This is a genomic window from Afipia sp. GW821-FHT04G03, from assembly GCF_059419985.1.
The window spans coordinates 1,940,474-1,959,108 of the sequence record NZ_JBWKSV010000001.1 but is presented as its reverse complement, the minus strand read 5'-3'; the positions used below and the strand labels follow the sequence as shown (position 1 = coordinate 1,959,108).

The following is an 18,635-nucleotide window of genomic DNA, read 5'->3' as shown; positions in this document are numbered from 1 at the left end:
CTTCTTCGGCATAACCAAAGCTCCTTTCCAAGCTCACTTTCTCACAAAGCTTGGTCCAAAAAAGCCCGGTCAGGTCAGCCGGTCTGCTGCCCTCTCCCTTCGAATAGCGTCCAATGTCGTTGTCGGTGGCGAGGTTGGTATCTCCGTGAAGGGGCGGCCGAGTATAGGGAGGTGCCAGTTGCCGACTAGCTGCGGGGGGCCTTGTACTTGGCCGCAAGCTCGCCCGGATACATTTGCCCCATGACCGGTCTCGCCAGTATAGATTCTGTTTTTCAGGAAGTGGGCGAGGAGCCCATGAATGGGATCCTCCCGGTTAACTTCTAGAGTCAAAAAGCAGCCAACGCGTCTTGCCGGATGTTGGTGAAACGCGAAGCTGCATCGTTCTGGCGGAACAGTGCGATGCGGTTAATCGGCAATGTTTCGAGCGCGAGCGCAGCGAACCGGTCATTGAGCATTTCGAGAACCTGCCCGCGGCGCTCGTCCGGCAATCTGCCCGTCAGCGTCATGTGAAAGCGGAAGTCGTCGCCGACATACGGATATCCGAACCGATCGAGCTGCTCGATCTGGCGCTCGGTGAGCGACTCTGGGTTGCGCCGGGCGCGGTCCTCCGGCGTCATAGGCGCACGAAGGCTTTCGAAGGCTTCGACGCATTCCTGCGCAAGCAGGCCGAGTGGTGCCGACGGGGAGTCAGGCACTATGGCGACGAAACCGCCGATCGCACGAACGGCGGGTGTGATAACGGGAAGCGTGCGCGGTATCGCGGCGAAAACCATGTAGCTCGCGAAAAGATCGTCCTCGATTTTCCCGGCTGCGAGCGCAAACGGCGCCTTCAACGTGGCGTGAAAGCCGTACTTGCGCGGATCGCTCGTCAGTGCGGCCCAGTCCGGCGCATGGGAGAGTACATCCGCCGGAAACGGTCGAGCTTCGCCGCTAAAGGCATCATAGCCCAGCAGTTCGGCGCCGAAGCGATGTAATTCACTATCGGCGTCCGGTGCGTAATAGATGGCGTAACGGGGGAAGAGCGTCATGATGTCCGACAATACAGACCAGTCAAGCGGCCGCAATCATTCTGCGTGGCAGAGTTGGCTGCAGCAGTCGGCTGGCCTCTGTCAGGTGCACTAGTTTGCCGTTGGCGACGACGGCCACGATCCGCGGGCGCAGCACTGTTCTGCTATCGACCAGAAGCACATCTGCACGGCAGCCTGTGGCCAGCACGCCGCGATCCGTTAGACCGGCCGCTTTGGCCGGAGCCGACGAGATGAGCGCCCAAGCCGCTGGCAGTGGCAGGATGCCGTCGGTGACAAGACGGAACGCAGCCAGCAACTGCGCCGGATAGTAATAGTCAGAGGCCAGCACCTGGCACAGGCCCTTAGCGATCATGTCGGACGCCTTTGTCCAGCCGGTGTGGCTGCCGCCGCGTACGACATTTGGTGCACCGAACACGATGAAGTCGCCGGCCGCGGCGGCGGCAATGGCGGTCTCTTCGTTGATAGGAAACTCTGCGATGGAGACGCCGAGCTTGCGGAAGTCGGCGCGCATCGCCGGCGTTTCGTCGTCGTGAGACAGGGTCGGCACGCCCGCTACTCGCGCAGCAAGGGCGAGGCGCTCGATTGAGCCGGGAACTTCATCGGCGCGCGAGATGGTGCGCTGAACCAGTTGGTCGAAGGCTTCGTCCGTCAACCCGGTGCGCTCAGCCATTCGGGCGCGTTTTTCCGGCTTCGCCGGATTGTGCAGGCTGGTCTCGATGTGGTTGTTAAAGGCCAGAAGGTCGATGCGGCCTTCCGCAAGCCATTGCAGGATCTCTTCTTCTGCGTCGAGATTGTAGATCTCCTGGCGCAGATGGAAGCGGGTATCGGCGGCCATGTGCGGCCGCTGCGTCTCGATGGCGTCAAGCAATTTTCGTGCGTTCTGGGCGCCGCGCAGGCCAGGCTCCCATGACCATGTGGTGCCGTGGAACACCGTGGTGATACCATTGGCGATTGCCTGCCGATCGCTGTCGATCAGTGCGACGTCAACCGGGAAATCGACGCCAGGGCGCGGCATCAGCTGACGTTCGAACGCGTCGCCGTGAAGGTCGACGATGCCTGGCAGTACCAGCAGATCGCGGGCGTTGAGGACGAGCGCGCCGGGCGTGGGGTCTGCGCCGATCATTGCGATCTTTCCGCCACTGATTTGCATCGATGTCTCGATGACTTCGTCGCCGAAAAGGCTACGTCCGCTGTCGATGAAGATGTCGATCATGGCAGGGCTCTTTGTTCGAAAGACGGAGGGGGATATCCGACGTGCATCGTCATCTTCATCAATAATGACAACGTCACGACTGTGAGATGACATTCCACTTATCGTCTAAAACCGGCGGACGCCGGGGATATGCGCGGTCGTGTCACATCACTGTCAACCGGTGGCGTTACGGGTGACAACACACATTGTCATTGGAGCGCTTTATGCTGGTGGTTGAGGGGCTGACGTGCCGGTTTGGCGCAAAGGCGGCCGTTGATAAGGCATCATTTGCGATCGAGCCTGGCGCCTTTGTCGGCATCATCGGCCGCTCGGGTGCCGGCAAGTCGACCATACTGCGTATGATCAATCGCCTGGCCGAGCCTAGTTCGGGGCGCATCTTGTGTGATGGCACTGATATCACCGCGCTACGGGGTCGCAAGCTCAGGCAGTGGCGTGCGCGCTCGGCGATGATTTTCCAGCAGTTTAATCTTGTCGGGCGCCTTGACGTGCTCACCAATGTCCTGATGGGGCGCCTGTCTGAAATTCCGCAATGGCGCTCCCTGATGCAGGTGTGGCCGGAGGAGGACCGTGCGCTGGCGATGTCTGCGTTGGAGCAGTTCGACATGGCGTCACTGGCCGCGCAGCGTGCCGATCAATTGTCCGGTGGGCAGCAACAGCGTGTCGCAATTGCCCGTGCGCTGGTACAGCAGCCTGACATCATCCTTGCAGACGAGCCGATTGCTTCGCTGGATCCGCGCAACACCCGCCTCGTTATGGATGCACTCCTGCGGATCAATAAGCATTTCGGCATCACCGTGATATGCAACCTGCATTCACTTGATCTGGCGCGCAGCTATTGTGACCGGTTGATAGGCATGTCAGCCGGTCGTGTCGTATTCGATGGTGTGCCAGCCGCGCTGACCGACCGGAGCGCTCGCGAACTATATGATCTAGAGGCCGATGAAGTTATGGGAGCCATACCCGGTCACGTCCCAGCGCCGGTCAGCGTTCCGGCCTACAGCGCGGTTGCTGCCGCCTGACATGGCATTGCTGTGCGCGTCACGTACTTCGCAAGCGTCAACCCCAAACCAAAACCCCGAGGTCATCATGATCAATCGTCGCACCATTATACTCGGCGCCGCAGCGCTGGCGTTCGCCACCTCAGTTGCGTCGGCCCAGGATTACAAGACAAAATATCCGGAATTGACCTTCGCCATCATCCCGGCGGAAAATGCCTCTGGCGTCACCGAGCGCTGGGCGCCATTCGTCGCCTACCTGTCGAAGGAAATCGGCGTCAAGGTCAACTTGCGTATCGCCAACGACTATGCCGCCGTGATTGAAGGCCAGCGTGCGGGCAACATCCACGTCGCCAGCTATGGCTCTGCCTCGTTCGCGCGAGCGCGGATGACGGGGGTGAAGACAGATGCCTTCGCCAATGACATTAATATCGATGGATCCACCGGCTACTACTCGGTTTTTTTCGTCAAGGCCAGCAGCCCTTACAAGAATATCGATGATCTGAAGGGCAAGAATCTGGGCCTTGTCGATCCGAATTCGACCTCGGGCAACAATGTTCCGCGCTTCGAACTCGACAAGCTTGGTATTGCTGACGCCGACGCTTACTTCAGCAAGGTGGTGTTCACCGGCAGCCATGAGAACGCGATGATGGCGCTGACACAGGGTACGGTCGACGTCGCCGCCAATCAGTGGACCAACGATAACGACTCCACTCTGGTGCAGATGCTGCACAAGGGCATGTTGAAAGGCGCGAATGGCGCGGCCCTGAAGAAGGAGGACTTCCGCATTGTTCACAAGTCTGCCCCCATTATCAACGGTCCCTATGCCTACCTCTCCGAGCTTCCGGAAGACCTCAAGGCTGCGATCGTCAAGGCGTTTATGGACGCGCCGGCCAAGGACAAGGCTGCGTTCGAGAAACTGTCCGATGGGCAGAAACAAGGTTTCCATGCTGCAACGACGAAGGATTGGGACGCCACGATCGACCTGATCAAGTTTGTCGATGCGCTTCGCAAGAAGAAGGCGTCCTGAGCGTCGCACAACCTCAGGGAGCAGGATCCTGGCGATCCGGCTCCCTTCTGTCGGCCTGAACCGTCGAAAGTGACGTCGCGATGCCCGCTGCCATTTCGCTCCTGCCCACCCAGCAGCTCGCGGCATTGAACGATGCTTATCGCAAGGCAGTCGCGAAAAAGCGGCTACGCACGATGCTGGCTACGGCCGTGTGCTTTGCGGCGCTGCTCCTCGCCGCAAAGGGTGCCGAGGTTAACCTCGGCACGTTCGTCGGCAAGATCGGGAATTTCCTCAGTTATTTTGATCGCATCTTCAGGCTTGATAGTGGCGTGCGGGTGTGGAGCAATATGACCGAGTGGTTCTGGGGCTGGCGGCAGTGGCTCTCCCTGCTGGGTGAGACTGTGCTGATCAGCTATGTCGGGACCATGATCGGTGCCGTTCTTGCTTTCGGGCTGAACTTCCTCGCGGCCGAAAACACTGCGCCGTCCGCGTGGCTGCGCTTTGTCGTCAAGCGCTTCATGGAATTCTGTCGCACAGTTCCCGATATCGTATTTGCGCTGATCTTCGTCATCGCCTTCGGTCTTGGGCCGATGGCGGGCGTGCTGGCGATCGCGATCCACTGCGTTGGTGCGCTGGGTAAGTTGTACAGCGAGATGGTCGAAAACATCGACATGAAGCCGGTCGAGGGTATTCGTTCAACGGGTGCGGGCTGGATCGACTGTATGCGCTTTGCGGTGCTGCCGCAGATCGCGGCCGGCTTTGCCAGCTACACGTTGCTGCGCTTCGAGATCAATGTGCGCGGTGCCTCGGTGATGGGCTTCGTCGGCGCCGGAGGCATCGGGCAGGAACTCGTGGTTGCGGTGCGCAAGTTCTACTATTCCGACGTCAGCGCCATCCTGCTCCTGATCATCATCACAGTGTTTATTATCGACATCGGTACGGGCTGGATGCGCGGTCGACTGTTCGGCAAGGAAGCTCGCTCGTGAAAAACACGCCAGGGGTGAATAGCGCTGAACTGCGCAAGCGATATCCTGCGGTGTTCAACCGGCCGTTGCGAACGCGCGCGGCGGTACCCGCGATTTTCGTCGCTGCGCTTGCGCTGTTCATCTTCGGCCTCAACGAACTGGAGTTCTCACCGGCGCGGATATTGGCAGGCCTGAAGCAACTTGGCTGGATCGTGATGATGATGATCCCGCCGGATCCCGGGTCATCTCTGCCTGCCTATTTGACGGCGATGGGGGAGACGCTCTCGATCGCGTTGCTGGGGACCACGCTGGCCGCTGTGTTCGCGTTGCCTGTCAGCCTGCTCGCAGCGCGCAACGTCATGCCGTCGATCTGGCTTCGCTCGCCTGTGCGGCGATTCCTGGATTCGATCCGCGGGATTGATACGCTGATCTGGGCGCTGGTCTGGATCAACGTGGTTGGACTTGGCCCGTTCGCCGGGGTTTTGGCCATCGCGGTCTCGGATTTCGGCGCGTTCGGCAAATTGTTTTCTGAGGCTATCGAGGCCGCGGACAAAAAGCAGATCGAAGGCGTTCGCGCCGCGGGCGGCAGCCCTGTGCATGAGATCCGTTTCGGCTTGTTGCCGCAGGTGTTGCCGGTGATCGCAGGTCAGGTGCTATACTTCATCGAATCCAACACCCGCTCCGCCACCATTATCGGCATCGTCGGCGCGGGTGGAATCGGTTTGCAACTTTCCGAACAGATCCGCGTACTGGAATGGCAGAAGGTGTCCTTTATCATTCTGATGATTCTGGTTGCGGTGGCGGCGATCGACTGGATTTCCAGCCGGTTGCGCTTCGCGATCATCGGGCGGCGTGCAGCGATCTGATCATCGTTAGCCTAGGCTCTCGACCATGAACTCGACCCGCTCCGCCGCAAAACGCGAGTGCGAAGTCAGCAGTGGCGTGCCGTCGGCATCCACATCGCTACTGTCGACGACCAGCACCGGCCGTCCCAGTGCCAGATCAAGCCGGGCGGCATCGCTGGCATCAATGATCGCGGCCGTGACGCGCGTCGAATGGCGGCGGTAGTCTTTGATGCCGTAATGCGCCAGCAGCTTGGTCATGGAGCGCATCTTCTCATAAATCAGACCTGCGTCGGCGAAACGATCAGCCGACAGCCAGTTGGTGGCGACGCAGATCGGTGTTCGATCGGCGAAGCGCAGCACGTCGAGGCGTAACAGAGGTGCGCCAGTCTTGAGCGCGAGATGCTTAGCCAGTTCGCGTGTCGCGGGTTCGATGAATGACCCGATTAGCTGGCCGCGCGGTTCCCGTCCGCCCGCGCCGACAATCTCGGAGAATCGCGTACGCGATCGCAGCGGATAGCTCAACTTGGGTGCTTCCACGTAAGTGCCGCTGCCACGTTCTGCGCGCACCAGACCACGTTCCGCTAACGACGCCAGCGCGCGGCGCACTGTGTGGCGGTTGACGCGATAGGTCTCGGCGATATCGGTTTCGCCCGGCAGCTTTTCTCCGGGAGGGAAGCGCGCGTCGGCAATGCCGCGCTCGATACCGTCGGCGACCTGCCGCCACAGCGCAACGCCGCTTGGTTTATTGTGAATGCTCACGATAGTTCTGTCTCACGAATATGCTGGATGGAGATAGCGAACAAACATGTCGCTGTCACGAAACGGTCATTGCTCCGATCTATCTAGTTGTCTAGCACGATAGACAACTTAACCGGACTTGGAAATCTGATGACTGCACGCTTGAACCCTCAGCAGAAGCAGCGTCAGCAGGTAATGGCGGTGCTGGCCCACGCCGCCGCGGCCGAGATCGCCAAACATCTCGAGACGTTGGCCGTTCCCGCCTACGAGCGACTGCGCCAGCCGGAGAATGGTCTGGTCATGCTGCGCGGTCGGATTGGCGGTGACGGCGCTCCGTTCAATCTCGGTGAGGCGACGGTATCGCGTGCCGCCGTACGGCTGGCCAGTGGTGAAGTCGGCTTCGGCTACACTCTTGGGCGTGATCGTACAAAGGCCGAGCTAATCGCGCTGTGCGATGCGCTGCGCCAGACAGACGCATTTGCGGATGCGGTGGAAACACAGGTGCTGGCACCGCTGCGCGCGCGCAACGAGGCGGAGCAAGCACGCAAGGCCGCAGAAACCGCTGCGACAAAGGTGGATTTCTACACGCTCGTGCGCGGGGAAAGCTGAAGATGATGATTTCAGAATTGCCTGCGGGCTTTGCGGACAAGGTCCTGTCGGCCCAATCAGTCTTTCGCTCGATGATGGACGCCATGGCGAGACCGGGGAGGGTGCAGCATATCGAGGCCACGTCAGGTGTGCCTGCACCCATGATGCGCGCAACAGCGGCCATTGCGCTGACGCTGCTTGATCAGGATACACCGGTTTGGCTTGATGCGGGAATGGCGGAGTCGTCGAGCGTCGCCAGGTGGATTGGATTTCACACCAGCGCGCCGGTGATTGCCGACTCGTCAGTCTCGAGCTTCGCGCTGATCGCCAATAGCAATACCCTGCCGGAGTTCGGGATATTCTCGTTTGGTAGTGCTGAATATCCGGATCGTTCCACCACGATTATCCTGCAGATTGCGAGTTTGACGGAAGGGCCGGCTTATGAGCTGCGCGGCCCCGGCATTGATGGTGCTTCCATTTTGCACGCCACAGTCGGCGTCCCCGATTTCCTTGATCGTCTTGCACTGAACGGAAAGCTGTTTCCGCGCGGTATCGATCTCGTCCTTGTCGCAGACGATGCCATCGTCGCGATCCCGCGCACCACGCGTCTTGTTGCGAAGGAAAGCTGACCATGTATGTCGCAGTAAAGGGTGGCGAACGCGCCATTGAAAACGCCCATAGGCTGCTGGCGCACGAGCGTCGCGGTGATCGCGGCATCCCGGAAATTTCACTGGCGCAAATATCAGAGCAGCTGAGCATCGGCGTTGATCGCATCATGACCGAGGGCTCACTGTACGACCGGGAACTCGCGGCGCTGGCTATCAAGCAGGCGCGCGGCGACATGATCGAAGCGATTTTCCTGTTGCGCGCATTTCGCGCCACACTGCCTCGCTTTGGCGCCAGTGAGCCTGCCGATACGTCAAAGATGCAGGTGCGTCGCAGGGTTTCCTCGACGTTTAAGGATATGCCGGGCGGTCAGATTCTGGGTTCAACGTTCGATTACACCCATCGTCTGCTTGATCCCGCGCTGGCTGGTGAATCGACGCCGGAACAGCCAGCATTGGCCGAAGTTCAATCAAACATCATGCCCCGCGTCATCGATATTCTCGGCCGCGACGGCTTGGTTGAATCTTCGCCGACTGAGGATGCGGATCGGCCCGTTGCCGATCTGACCCGTGATGCGCTGAGCTTTCCGGCGGAGCGCGATCTACGCCTGCAGAACCTCGCGCGGGCAGATGAGGGCTTTCTCCTTTCGCTCGGCTATTCCACACAGCGCGGTTATGGCCGCAACCATCCTTTCGCCGGTGAGATACGCATTGGCGAAGTCGAAGTCGAGTTCGTGGCGGAAGATGTCGGCTTCGCGGTGCCTCTGGGTGCGATTACACTGACCGAATGTCAGATGGTGAATCAGTTCAAGGGGAGTGACACGGAAGCACCGTGCTTCACCCGCGGCTATGGTCTTGCCTTCGGACAATCCGAGCGAAAGGCAATGTCGATGGCGCTGGTTGATCGAGCGCTGCGCGCACGCGAACTCGGCGAGAGCGTCGTCGCCCCGTCGCAGGACGAGGAGTTCGTGCTGTCGCATTCCGACAATGTGCAGGCCACGGGTTTCGTCGAACATCTCAAGCTGCCGCATTACGTGGATTTTCAGTCCGAACTCGGGTTGCTGCGCAAGCTGCGCCAGGAATTTGCCGAGACAAACGGCGTGGCCGATACCAAGATGGAGGCTGCGGAATGAACGCGCCAGCATATAACTTTGCCTATCTTGACGAGCAGACCAAGCGAATGATCCGTCGCTCGATCCTGAAGGCGATTGCGATCCCGGGCTATCAGGTGCCGTTCGCAAGTCGCGAGATGCCCATGCCTTACGGTTGGGGCACAGGTGGTGTGCAGGTGACAGCGGCGATTCTTGGTATCAAGGATGTATTGAAGGTGATCGATCAGGGCTCTGACGACACCACCAATGCGATCTCGATCCGCAAATTCTTCGAGAAAACCGCAGGCGTTGCCGTGACCACCAGCACGCTGGATGCGACCGTCATCCAGACCCGGCATCGCATTCCCGAAGCGCCGCTCAGCGCGCGTCAAGTCCTGGTTTATCAGGTGCCGATTCCGGAGCCGCTGCGCTTTCTTGAGCCGCGGGAGACCGAGACCCGGCGCATGCATGCGCTCGGCGAATATGGGCTGATGCATGTCAAACTCTACGAAGACATCGCGCGTTTCGGCCACATCGCTACGGCCTATGCCTATCCGGTCAAAGTGAACGCGCGCTATGTGATGGACCCGTCGCCGACACCAAAATTCGATAACCCGAAGATGGACAATTGCCCCGCGTTGCAATTGTTCGGCGCGGGCCGCGAGAAGCGCATCTACGCGATCCCGCCGTACACGTCGGTGGTGTCGCTGGATTTCGATGATCATCCGTTTACGCGCTACAAGCACGATGCCTGTTGCGCGCTGTGCGGCTCGGGCGATTCCTATCTGGACGAGATCGTCACCGACAATGTAGGCAGCCGGATGTTCGTCTGTTCTGATACCGATTATTGCGAGACGCGGCAGCTTGATGGTCATCGCGGCGGAGAGAACGCGCCTTATGCTGAGAGTCAGCATGCTTGATAAGATCAAAGTGTCCGCTGGGGCCGATCAGCCGTTGTTGTTAGCGCAGGACCTTGGCAAATCATTCGGTCGCCTCAATGCCTGCCGCGATGTTTCTTTCGCGCTATATCCGGGCGAAGTGCTGGCGATCGTCGGCGAGTCCGGTTCCGGCAAGTCAACGCTGCTGCAATTGCTGTCAGGACAGATGACACCCAATGCTGGCTCGGTTTCCTATCGCATGCGAGATGGCGTGATGCGCGATCTCGCCACCCTTGGCGAAGCCGAGCGACGCTTCCTGTTCCGCACCGACTGGGGCTTTGTTTATCAGGATGCCGCGATGGGCCTGCGCATGGGCATCTCGGCCGGTGCGAATGTCGGCGAGCGGCTGATGGCGGTCGGCCACAACCACTACGGCAAAATTCGGCGAACCGCTGCATCCTGGCTGGAACGGGTCGAGATTTCCACTGACCGGATCGACGATGCGCCGAAGACCTATTCGGGCGGGATGCGGCAGCGGTTGCAGATCGCGCGCAATCTGGTCACCGAGCCGCGCCTCGTGTTCATGGACGAGCCCACCGGCGGTCTCGACGTCTCGGTGCAGGCGCGTCTGCTGGATATGATGCGCACGCTGGTCAGCGAACTTGGCCTTGCCGCCGTCGTCGTCACCCATGATCTCGCGGTGGCACGGCTGTTGTCGCACCGGGTGATGGTGATGCAGGGCGGTCGCGTCATCGAGACCGGATTGACCGATCAGGTGCTCGACGATCCGCGCGAGCCGTATACGCAACTTCTCGTTTCCTCGATCCTGCCAGCGTGAGATCCACAATGACTCCGATGATCGATATCCGCAATGCGGAAAAGACCTTTGTGATGCATCTGCAGGACGGTATCCGCTTGCCTGTCGTGCGCGGTGTTTCGTTCCATGTGGCAGCCGGCGAATGCGTTGTGCTGGGTGGCCCGTCCGGTGCCGGAAAATCCTCGATCCTTAAGATGATCTTTGGCAATTACCGCTGTGACAGTGGCGTTATCAACCTGCGTCACATGGACCAGACCATCAATCTCGCGCTCGCCGAACCACGGCAGATTCTCAATATCCGTCGCAACACGATTGGCTATGTCAGCCAATTTCTGCGCGCGGTGCCGCGGGTGGCGGCGCTGGATGTGGTGGCAGAACCGCTGCTGAACGCTGGCAGAGGCCGCGAAGAGGCGCGCGAGCGAGCGGGTGTGCTGCTGCGCCGCCTCAACATTCCAGAACGATTATGGAAGCTGCCGCCCTCGACTTTCTCCGGCGGTGAACAGCAGCGTGTCAACATTGCGCGCGGTTTCATTTCCGGTCTGCCTATCCTGCTGCTCGATGAGCCCACGGCTTCGCTGGATGCGACTAATCGTGCCGTGGTCGTCGAGTTGGTGGCCGAAAAGAAAAAGGACGGCGTTGCCATGGTTGCCATTGTCCATGACGACAAAATTCGCAATGCGATTGCCGACCGGCTGGTCGACGTCACGTCGTTTGCCGCCAGCGCCTAAGAAGGATGATGAAGGTGAAACAACAAGAAGCCATAATCGGCAACGCGAAAATCGTGCTTGCGGATCGTGTGATCGAAAATGGCTGGGTCGCCGTAGCTGACGGCAGGATCGCCGAATTCGGTGAGGGCGCGGCACCTGCGGGCAGCGAGGAGGCCAATGGTGACCTCATCATGCCCGGTCTGATCGAGTTGCACACCGACCACCTTGAAGCGCATTTCGCGCCGCGTCCAAAGGTGTTTTGGGATCCGGTTGCCGCAGTCGTCTCTTATGACGGGCAACTTGCGACCTCGGGCATTACCACGGTGCTGGATTCGCTCCGAGTGTGGCGAGAGAGTGGGGCCGAGGAGGCTGATGGACATGCCGTCCTACTGGCCGAGGCCATCACATCGGCCCGCGAAGCTGGACTGCTACGCGCGGATCATTTTCTGCATCTTCGTTGCGAAATTCCGATGCCGAGCGTGGTCGATGAGGCGAAGCAGATGATCGGTCGCCCGGATGTGCGGCTGTTGTCGCTGATGGATCACACGCCCGGCCAGCGTCAGTTCCGCGATGAGGCCAAGCTTCGAAACTATTATCGTGGCAAGGGCGCTGGCAAGACCGACGCCCAGCTTGATGAATTGTTCGCGCAACGTTTCGAGTATCAGCGGCTCTATGCCGCCGATAATCTGCGCAACATCGTGTTGCTGGCGCAATTGCACAATATCCCGCTCGCGAGCCATGATGATACCACCGATGAGAATGTGACCGCTGCGATTCGCGACAGCGTCTCGGTGGCGGAATTCCCGACAACGCTGGAAGCTGCGCGCGGCCTGCACGAGGCTGGCATCGGCATATTGATGGGCGCGCCGAATGTGGTACGCAACGGCTCTCATTCCGGCAACATCGCTGCAATCGATCTTGCCCACGAAGGGCTGCTCGACATCCTGTCGTCGGATTACATCCCCTCCAGCCTGTTGATGGCGGCGCTGCAACTGCCTCATCGTGTGCCGTCAATTGATCTGGCGAGCGCCGTGCGCACCGTCACCAAGCGCCCGGCAGAAGCGGTTGGTTTACCGGATCGCGGCGAGATCGCGGTAGGCAAGCGCGCCGACCTGATCCGCGTCCATGTCGCGCGCGATATCCCGGTGGTCCGCAGCGTCTGGCGTGAGGGGCGTCGGGTGGCATGATCGACCTCCCGGCGATGTCCGGATTGTGCACAGCAAAGATCGGTCCGGGCCGCCTGGTCCTGGTCGTTGGACCATCAGGCGCGGGCAAGGATACGCTGATTGATCTCGCGCGTGCCGCTTGTGCTGGCAATGAGCGTGTCGTCTTCGCCCGTCGTGTCGTGACGCGGGAAGCATCGCGCTCCGAGAACAATACGCAGATTACGCCCGCTGCATTTGAGGCAGCGTGTACGCGCGGCGAGTTCGCGGTGGACTGGAAAGCGCATGGCTTAAGCTATGCACTGCCTCTCGCTATTAATGACGAAATTCGCGCTGGGCGCACGGTAGTTGCAAATGTATCCCGCTCAGTGATAGCGCTGCTACGCGAGCGATATGCCGATTTGGTTGTGGTCCTCGTTACGGCGCCACTGGATGTTCTTGCAAGTAGGTTGTCTGCACGTTCGCGCGTTAGCGACGGCTCGATCGAAAGAAGATTGCAGCGAACTATAGAAAATTTTGTATCCGACGTAACTATCAACAATGTCGGTGATACTGGCGTGAATGTCAGACTGTTGCTTGGCGCAATCTCGTCATGAGCGGAAGTGAATCGGCGCGTGTGAGGCTGCTTCCGAAAAGTGGCGGCCGGGTCATTGCGAAGGCTCCCCAGATCCGGGCGTATCTTCCGGCAAAGGTTAGCGCCGCATAAATGGTTGTCAGCATCCCGCCAGGTCCCTGTTAAGACGAAACCAAGTCCCTGATCCGCGAAAACATTTCCCTGTTGTTCTTGATGGGGAAATTTCGCAATAAGTGCCTTAAATGGGCCTTTCCTGACAGATTAGGCCGTATCCAAAGCAGTATTTTTGAGATTTCCCTGTAAAATTCCCTGTTAGCAGAGAATTCCGGCGGAGACGGGTTCGATCAACACTGGGTCGCCAGCCAGTCAGTGTGCGTTCTGGAGAATATTACCGTTTCGATCTTGAAAAGCCCGCCAATGGCGGGCTTTTTAAAAGCACTGAGTCTTTACAGAGACCGGAATCGAACCGTCACCTTCCCAAACTGGTCGACGTTCTCTGACAAACCATTGAAGAATTCCCGTTTTCAAGAGTCGCGCGAAAGAGACCGGAGAATAAAACCACTGCGTGGCCTCTACGCAGTGGTGCTAAGGGAGCAAAGATCATTTTCCGACGAGTTTGCATCGGGATGTTTCGAGCGATTGGAAAGACACCGCGGCCGGGAGGGGAAAATGGATTTCGATGACCTGATTGAGGAGACGATCTCGCCGCCTAACCGGGTCGGAAGCGCTACGCACGACTACGAGCATAAATTTCACGAAGGTGCGGTGGTGGTTGCGTACGCCATGCATCTTTTACGAACGGAGAAGACTAACGAGGTCCTCATCCACCCCGACGGTATGCACGGAAAACAATTCGATTTCTCGGCGTGGCTGGAAAAACAAAACTTTAAGCGCGAGAGTAGCACGGGTACGACTTCGTATGTCGGGACTTACCGCGCACATGACGACCGCACCATTATCCAAAGTCAGGCATCGGTGATGTCGTAGCTGACTTAGGCGGCGGTCAGTTCATTGTCGCCGAATGCAAAGGCGGTATCATCAACACGCGACATTCAGGCCAAAAATCTAAACTGTATCGCGGACTATGTGAAACAGTTGGGCTGCTTATGGCGCCATCACGCGGTAGACAAATCGCTGTTGTGCCTTACACCGAACAGAGTTTTCGATTGGCCCTGCGATCGTTATGGGCACAGGTTCTAAGATCAGCCTGCGCATGATGTCCGCGGACGATTCCGCCGTATCTTTGAGCGGGCGTTGGCGTTTACGGGGCATTGATGGCTCTCGCGACGCGCTGAGCAGTTACTTCTGCGAAAGACAGGCCATCCTAGTTGATCGCGTTCTGACCGGTCATGCGCTCCCAACGCCGAATGGCCGTGTCGACGTGTACCGGATCGAGTTCGATGCCGAAGCCTCGTCGCCCCGTGCGCTCGGCAGCCAGAATTGTCGTGCCGCTACCGAGGAACGGGTCGAGTACGATGTCTCCCCGATGGGTACTGTCGAGGATCGCATCCTCTACAAGCCGAACGGGTTTGACGGTGGGTTGTCAGTGTCGTAGGCACGAAGTCTTCTGGACCACCTCCTCCGCCTCCCTCTCGTTCCGGAGAACGCTTCGCGCGAGACGATAAAGATGCTGATTGTAACGCTGCATGACCAGGCGCGCTCCTTCACCCATCTGGACAGCTTCCGCGGCGCCTCCAGCCTTGCGATATGGTTTTCGCGCATCACTATCAATGAGGCACTGGGACGACTGCGGGCTTAGCTTCGACCGTCGGTATAGAAGTTCGAATTCCAGCGGATGCCCGCCGATAGCGCGGTCCGCCGACATCATCACCTGCAGCGGCCAAAAGCGCGTACTTATCCGCCATTGTTGGAGACATTTTAAGGTGAGCGGAATACAGGGAATGCCCCATGAAGCGGCTTTCAATAGCTCATTCTGGTATTCAAGCTGCTGAAATAATAAGATAAATAGAAATGTTTGAACGGCAGGATGGCCGGTTGAGGTTTCGTTTCCGTTCTGAAATTACATTCGGAAATGGCTGTCTCGTCTCTTGCCTACTCTATCCCTCTCTCTAAAAAGAACTACTTCCAATTTCCCGCGCCAGCACGGTTGTTCGAGCTTCATTTAATTCATGGTCAGACAGATCGATCGCAATAAGTCGCATACCGTGTCGCGAACTTCGCGCAAGTCGGCCACGCGTGTGTCAAAGCCGACCGCCGCTTTGACCAAGATCGAGCCTGCGAATTCGGCGCCCCGCGCGCGGGCGCCACGATCGAACCGGGAAATGCGCGAAGTGAGTGTCGATCGCATTTATCATTCGGCGCTGAATCTGTTCGTGGAGCAGGGATACGGCTCCACCACGATCGACGAAATCGCCGCCGGCGCGGGTCTTACCAAGGGCGGCGTTTATTTCTACATTTCCAAAAAGGAGCATCTGATGGCACAGATGCTCGATGACATTTCCGCGCGCTATATCGACGATATCATCGCCAAACTGAAGGCACGGGATCTGACACCGCAGGAGAGGCTTGTCGCGTTCATGCATTCTCAAGTGACCTTCGCTCTGGAGAATCCGCAGGAGGTCATGCTGCTGGTGATGTCATCGGTCGAGTTCTCCAAGCGGAACGACGCGCTCACCGAGAAGATCGACGCGATCTATGAGCGCATGCGCGAGTTCATCCTAATGACCATCAAGCAGGGGCTTGCCAGCAAGAGCTTCGCAACCAAACTTCATCCGATTGCGACGGCGTCGTTCTACGTTGCGACCCATGACGGCATGATGCTGGAGTGGTATCGGCGAGCTGCGAAGATAGATGGCACTGAACTTGTGCGCGTTTTCCGAGAAGCGTTCCTGCGCGCTCTGTCCTAGCCTTGGTGAGCGCCGTTTCCGTCGATCTTCATATAGTCGATGAACTTACGCTCCGCATCCGACAACGTTTTGCGAGCGCTCCAGGCCATGCCAAGGTCGAGGGTCGGAAGAGAATCTGCCAGCGCGCGCGACTCGACCCGGCCGCCATCGAGTGACCATGGCCGATAGACCAGTTGAGCAAGCACGGTGACCGCCGCGCCTGTAGCAACAATCCCTCGCACCGCCTCCATGGATGAGGTGCTGAAGAGCACCCTAGGCTTGATCTTCTTCAGGTAACGTCGTGCCGAAATAGGTGCTTCATCGGATGCGAACTGCACATAGGCTTCATGGCGAAGATCCTGCAGGGAAATCGTCGGAAGACGGTTGAGACGATGGCCGCTCGAGAGCCATAACGTTCGGGGCGATCGGATGAGGATTTGATGACGCAGGCGGTGGTTTTTCGAAAGGTTGGATATGATGACCAGAGCCAAGTCGATGTCGTCTGACTCGAGCGCCTGTTCCAGCCCGCGCCGGTCCATTTCGACCAAGTTGAACGCCACGCTCGGATAGGCGCGCCGAAAGCGCGCCAGAGCCGGGAGCAGGAAATACCCGACCCCGGTGTAGGTAACGCCAAGCCGGATTTTTCCGGTCGTCCGCGCTTCCTTGTTGAGCATCGAGTTCATCGCATCGACGATGTTCGCTTCGATGTTCCTGGCGTGATGCAGAAATTTCTGCCCGTCCTGGGTCAGCTCGATGCCACCGACACGTCGGCGTATCAGCGACACGCCGAGTTGCCCCTCGAGTTCCTTGATCGCCACGGTGACCGCAGATTGTGAAATCCCCAGACTGCTGGCTGCCGCCGAAACCTTCTGGGTTTCAGCTGCGGCCACGAAATAGCGAATTTGCCGAATAGAGAGCATATTTCGAAAATCGAAATTTGAGTTTGCAAAATTCATATTTGTAATAATCGAGGGGGACCGTCAAGATTGCCTTCACGAAATGCGGAACTGTGGGTTTTCGGACGCCGCAGGCTGCTTAATCACAACCCGGTGTCTGCAAGCCGGATTTTATTGGGCGAGGAAATGACCATGGCGGTTGAGAAGTCGATCAACAGTGTTTCGGAAGGCATGGCGCTGGAGATCTTCGGCGGCGCGCGCGACCGCCGGCGCGAACGCCCCACGCTGACTTATCGCGAGGAGGCACGCGACATTCCGGTGTTTTCCGAAACCGACGTGCTGGTGATCGGCGGCGGACCATCGGGAACGTCGGCAGCGGTGGCCGCGGCGAAGGTGGGCGCCGATGTCACGCTGGTCGAGCGCTACAATCATCTGGGCGGCCTTTCCACTGGCGGGCTGGTTATCTGGATCGACCGCATGACCGACTGGAGCGGCAAGCAGGTGATCGCAGGCTTCGCCCGCGAGCTTTTCGACCGGCTGCCGAAGGACGCCGTGATGGGGCCGCCGAAGTCGGAATGGGGATCGAAGGATGCGGCGATCGCCGACTACTGGTCATACCGATCCGCGGCGTTCCAAGGCATCGTGACCTGGTCGCCGACGGTTGATCCCGAGGCACTGAAAACGCTTTCGATGCAGCTCGTCACGGAGAACAAGATCCATCTGATGCTCCACGCCGTGGCCGCGCAGCCGATCATGGAAGGCAATGTGGTCAGGGGCGCGATCTTCGAGAGTAAAGAAGGTCGCCATGCCGTGCTGGCCAAGGTGGTGATCGACACCACGGGTGATGCGGACATGCTGGCGCGCGCCGGCGTAGGATCGGATTCCGACATCGACGAAACTGACATCCACCATTGTATCAACACCGCCTTCATGCTCGGCGGCGTCGATATGGAGCGCTGGACCGAGTTCCGCCGTACCAACAGCGCCGGTTTCTCCGATTTCATGAAGCGCGGCCGCGATCGGTTGAAGTATTTTGAAAAGCCGTTCTTCTCGTGGCGCTCTGATATCGGCCTGTTCATGGGCCCGCGCCTGTCGGGCTACAGCGCAATCAACGTGGAAGATTTGACTGAGGTCGAGCTCAAGTCACGACAACTTGCTGTCAGGCATCTCGAAATCTACCGGGCGGAAGCACCGGGCTTTGAAAATGCCTTCCTGATGCTCGGCGCGCCGCAGGTCGGCGTTCGTCACAGCCGTCGCTTCGCGGCCGATCGGATGGTCACGCGTAAGCAGTGGGACGAGGGGAAGGTCTGGGACGATGAGATTGGTGTCTCCACGTCGTTGTCGCCCAAGTGGAAGAATATTTCGGTGCCTTATGGCTCGCTGCTTCCTGCGGGACTTGAAGGCGCGCTTGGAGCGGGCCGCCATGTGGCCTGCGATGCGAGTTCGCACACCTTCCTCCGCGAGGTTCCGCAGTGCTGGATGACCGGTCAGGCCGCAGGCGTCGCCGGCGCTCTCGCCGCCGGTGCAGGCGTGGCGCCGCGTCAGCTCGACCCGCGCTCAATCCAGCGCGAGTTGCTGAGGCAGGGCGCTTACCTTTCGCCCTCCATTGTTGCGACAATGGAAAGCGCGGCTGACGCCGCAGAGTAAGCGGCCTTTCACAGGCCGTTTCGGAGGTTC

The 18,635-nt window shown here is 59.0% G+C and carries 20 protein-coding genes; 16 read left to right on the top strand and 4 right to left on the bottom strand.

Features of this window, described 5'->3' with window-relative positions:
- Positions 1–326: 326 nt before the first annotated feature.
- Positions 327–1,040 carry a DUF1045 domain-containing protein gene (locus AC07UB_RS09275; RefSeq protein ID WP_494651293.1) on the bottom strand — a complete coding sequence of 238 codons (714 nt, stop codon included), beginning with the start codon at positions 1,038–1,040 and terminating at the stop codon, positions 327–329.
- 10 nt (positions 1,041–1,050) lie between these two features.
- Positions 1,051–2,241, bottom strand: a complete 1,191-nt coding sequence (locus AC07UB_RS09270) for an alpha-D-ribose 1-methylphosphonate 5-triphosphate diphosphatase (RefSeq protein WP_494651295.1) — start codon at positions 2,239–2,241, stop codon at positions 1,051–1,053.
- A 203-nt stretch (positions 2,242–2,444) separates the two neighbouring features.
- Here AC07UB_RS09270 and phnC point away from each other — a divergent pair, with 203 nt between their 5' ends.
- The 4 genes from phnC (at position 2,445) to phnE (AC07UB_RS09250) (ending at position 6,076) form a co-directional block, all read left to right on the top strand.
- Positions 2,445–3,260 (top strand): phosphonate ABC transporter ATP-binding protein, encoded by an 816-nt coding sequence (gene phnC, locus AC07UB_RS09265; RefSeq protein WP_492792263.1) that lies wholly within the window; start codon positions 2,445–2,447, stop codon positions 3,258–3,260.
- Between the two features lie 67 nt (positions 3,261–3,327).
- Positions 3,328–4,266, top strand: coding sequence for a phosphonate ABC transporter substrate-binding protein (gene phnD, locus AC07UB_RS09260; protein ID WP_492792264.1), 939 nt, complete (start codon positions 3,328–3,330; stop codon positions 4,264–4,266).
- Between the two features lie 80 nt (positions 4,267–4,346).
- Positions 4,347–5,231 carry a phosphonate ABC transporter, permease protein PhnE gene (phnE, locus tag AC07UB_RS09255; RefSeq protein ID WP_492792265.1) on the top strand — a complete coding sequence of 295 codons (885 nt, stop codon included), beginning with the start codon at positions 4,347–4,349 and terminating at the stop codon, positions 5,229–5,231.
- Positions 5,228–6,076, top strand: coding sequence for a phosphonate ABC transporter, permease protein PhnE (phnE, locus tag AC07UB_RS09250; protein ID WP_492792266.1), 849 nt, complete (start codon positions 5,228–5,230; stop codon positions 6,074–6,076). The genes phnE (AC07UB_RS09255) and phnE (AC07UB_RS09250) overlap by 4 nt, the downstream gene beginning before the upstream one ends.
- A gap of 6 nt (positions 6,077–6,082) precedes the next feature.
- Here the strand turns inward: phnE (AC07UB_RS09250) and phnF are convergent, their stop codons facing one another.
- Positions 6,083–6,814, bottom strand: a complete 732-nt coding sequence (gene phnF / locus AC07UB_RS09245; RefSeq protein WP_494651298.1) for a phosphonate metabolism transcriptional regulator PhnF — start codon at positions 6,812–6,814, stop codon at positions 6,083–6,085.
- Positions 6,815–6,943: 129 nt separating this feature from the next.
- Between phnF and phnG the strand changes: the two genes are divergently transcribed.
- From phnG to AC07UB_RS09190, 11 genes are all read left to right on the top strand, one after another.
- Entirely contained in the window at positions 6,944–7,402 is a 459-nt protein-coding gene (phnG, locus tag AC07UB_RS09240) for a phosphonate C-P lyase system protein PhnG (protein WP_492792268.1), read from the top strand.
- A gap of 2 nt (positions 7,403–7,404) precedes the next feature.
- Positions 7,405–8,010: a phosphonate C-P lyase system protein PhnH gene (phnH, locus tag AC07UB_RS09235; RefSeq protein ID WP_492792269.1), complete on the top strand. Its 606-nt coding sequence runs from the start codon at positions 7,405–7,407 to the stop codon at positions 8,008–8,010.
- Between the two features lie 2 nt (positions 8,011–8,012).
- On the top strand, positions 8,013–9,119 hold the full coding sequence (locus AC07UB_RS09230) for a carbon-phosphorus lyase complex subunit (RefSeq protein ID WP_494651300.1): 1,107 nt from the start codon (positions 8,013–8,015) through the stop codon (positions 9,117–9,119).
- A complete protein-coding gene (locus AC07UB_RS09225) occupies positions 9,116–9,997 on the top strand; it encodes an alpha-D-ribose 1-methylphosphonate 5-phosphate C-P-lyase PhnJ (protein ID WP_492792271.1) in 882 nt (293 codons plus the stop codon). The genes AC07UB_RS09230 and AC07UB_RS09225 overlap by 4 nt, the downstream gene beginning before the upstream one ends.
- Positions 9,990–10,793, top strand: coding sequence for a phosphonate C-P lyase system protein PhnK (phnK, locus tag AC07UB_RS09220; protein ID WP_492792272.1), 804 nt, complete (start codon positions 9,990–9,992; stop codon positions 10,791–10,793). The genes AC07UB_RS09225 and phnK overlap by 8 nt, the downstream gene beginning before the upstream one ends.
- A gap of 8 nt (positions 10,794–10,801) precedes the next feature.
- Positions 10,802–11,500 (top strand): phosphonate C-P lyase system protein PhnL, encoded by a 699-nt coding sequence (phnL, locus tag AC07UB_RS09215; protein ID WP_492792273.1) that lies wholly within the window; start codon positions 10,802–10,804, stop codon positions 11,498–11,500.
- A 14-nt stretch (positions 11,501–11,514) separates the two neighbouring features.
- A complete protein-coding gene (locus AC07UB_RS09210) occupies positions 11,515–12,666 on the top strand; it encodes an alpha-D-ribose 1-methylphosphonate 5-triphosphate diphosphatase (protein WP_492792274.1) in 1,152 nt (383 codons plus the stop codon).
- On the top strand, positions 12,663–13,238 hold the full coding sequence (gene phnN, locus AC07UB_RS09205) for a phosphonate metabolism protein/1,5-bisphosphokinase (PRPP-forming) PhnN (RefSeq protein ID WP_492792275.1): 576 nt from the start codon (positions 12,663–12,665) through the stop codon (positions 13,236–13,238). The genes AC07UB_RS09210 and phnN overlap by 4 nt, the downstream gene beginning before the upstream one ends.
- 647 nt (positions 13,239–13,885) lie before the next feature.
- Positions 13,886–14,203 carry a hypothetical protein gene (locus tag AC07UB_RS09200; RefSeq protein WP_492792276.1) on the top strand — a complete coding sequence of 106 codons (318 nt, stop codon included), beginning with the start codon at positions 13,886–13,888 and terminating at the stop codon, positions 14,201–14,203.
- A 196-nt stretch (positions 14,204–14,399) separates the two neighbouring features.
- On the top strand, positions 14,400–14,771 hold the full coding sequence (locus AC07UB_RS09195) for a hypothetical protein (protein WP_492792277.1): 372 nt from the start codon (positions 14,400–14,402) through the stop codon (positions 14,769–14,771).
- Positions 14,772–15,498: 727 nt separating this feature from the next.
- The gene (locus tag AC07UB_RS09190; RefSeq protein WP_492792278.1) at positions 15,499–16,083 is read left to right on the top strand and encodes a TetR/AcrR family transcriptional regulator; all 585 of its coding nucleotides are present in this window, start codon (positions 15,499–15,501) and stop codon (positions 16,081–16,083) included.
- Here AC07UB_RS09190 and AC07UB_RS09185 read toward each other — a convergent pair.
- Entirely contained in the window at positions 16,080–17,018 is a 939-nt protein-coding gene (locus tag AC07UB_RS09185; protein WP_492792279.1) for a LysR family transcriptional regulator, read from the bottom strand. The two genes, AC07UB_RS09190 and AC07UB_RS09185, sit on opposite strands and share 4 nt — an antisense overlap.
- A 132-nt stretch (positions 17,019–17,150) precedes the next feature.
- Between AC07UB_RS09185 and AC07UB_RS09180 the strand changes: the two genes are divergently transcribed.
- The gene (locus AC07UB_RS09180; protein WP_492792280.1) at positions 17,151–18,605 is read left to right on the top strand and encodes an FAD-dependent oxidoreductase; all 1,455 of its coding nucleotides are present in this window, start codon (positions 17,151–17,153) and stop codon (positions 18,603–18,605) included.
- The last annotated feature ends 30 nt before the right edge of the window (positions 18,606–18,635 follow it).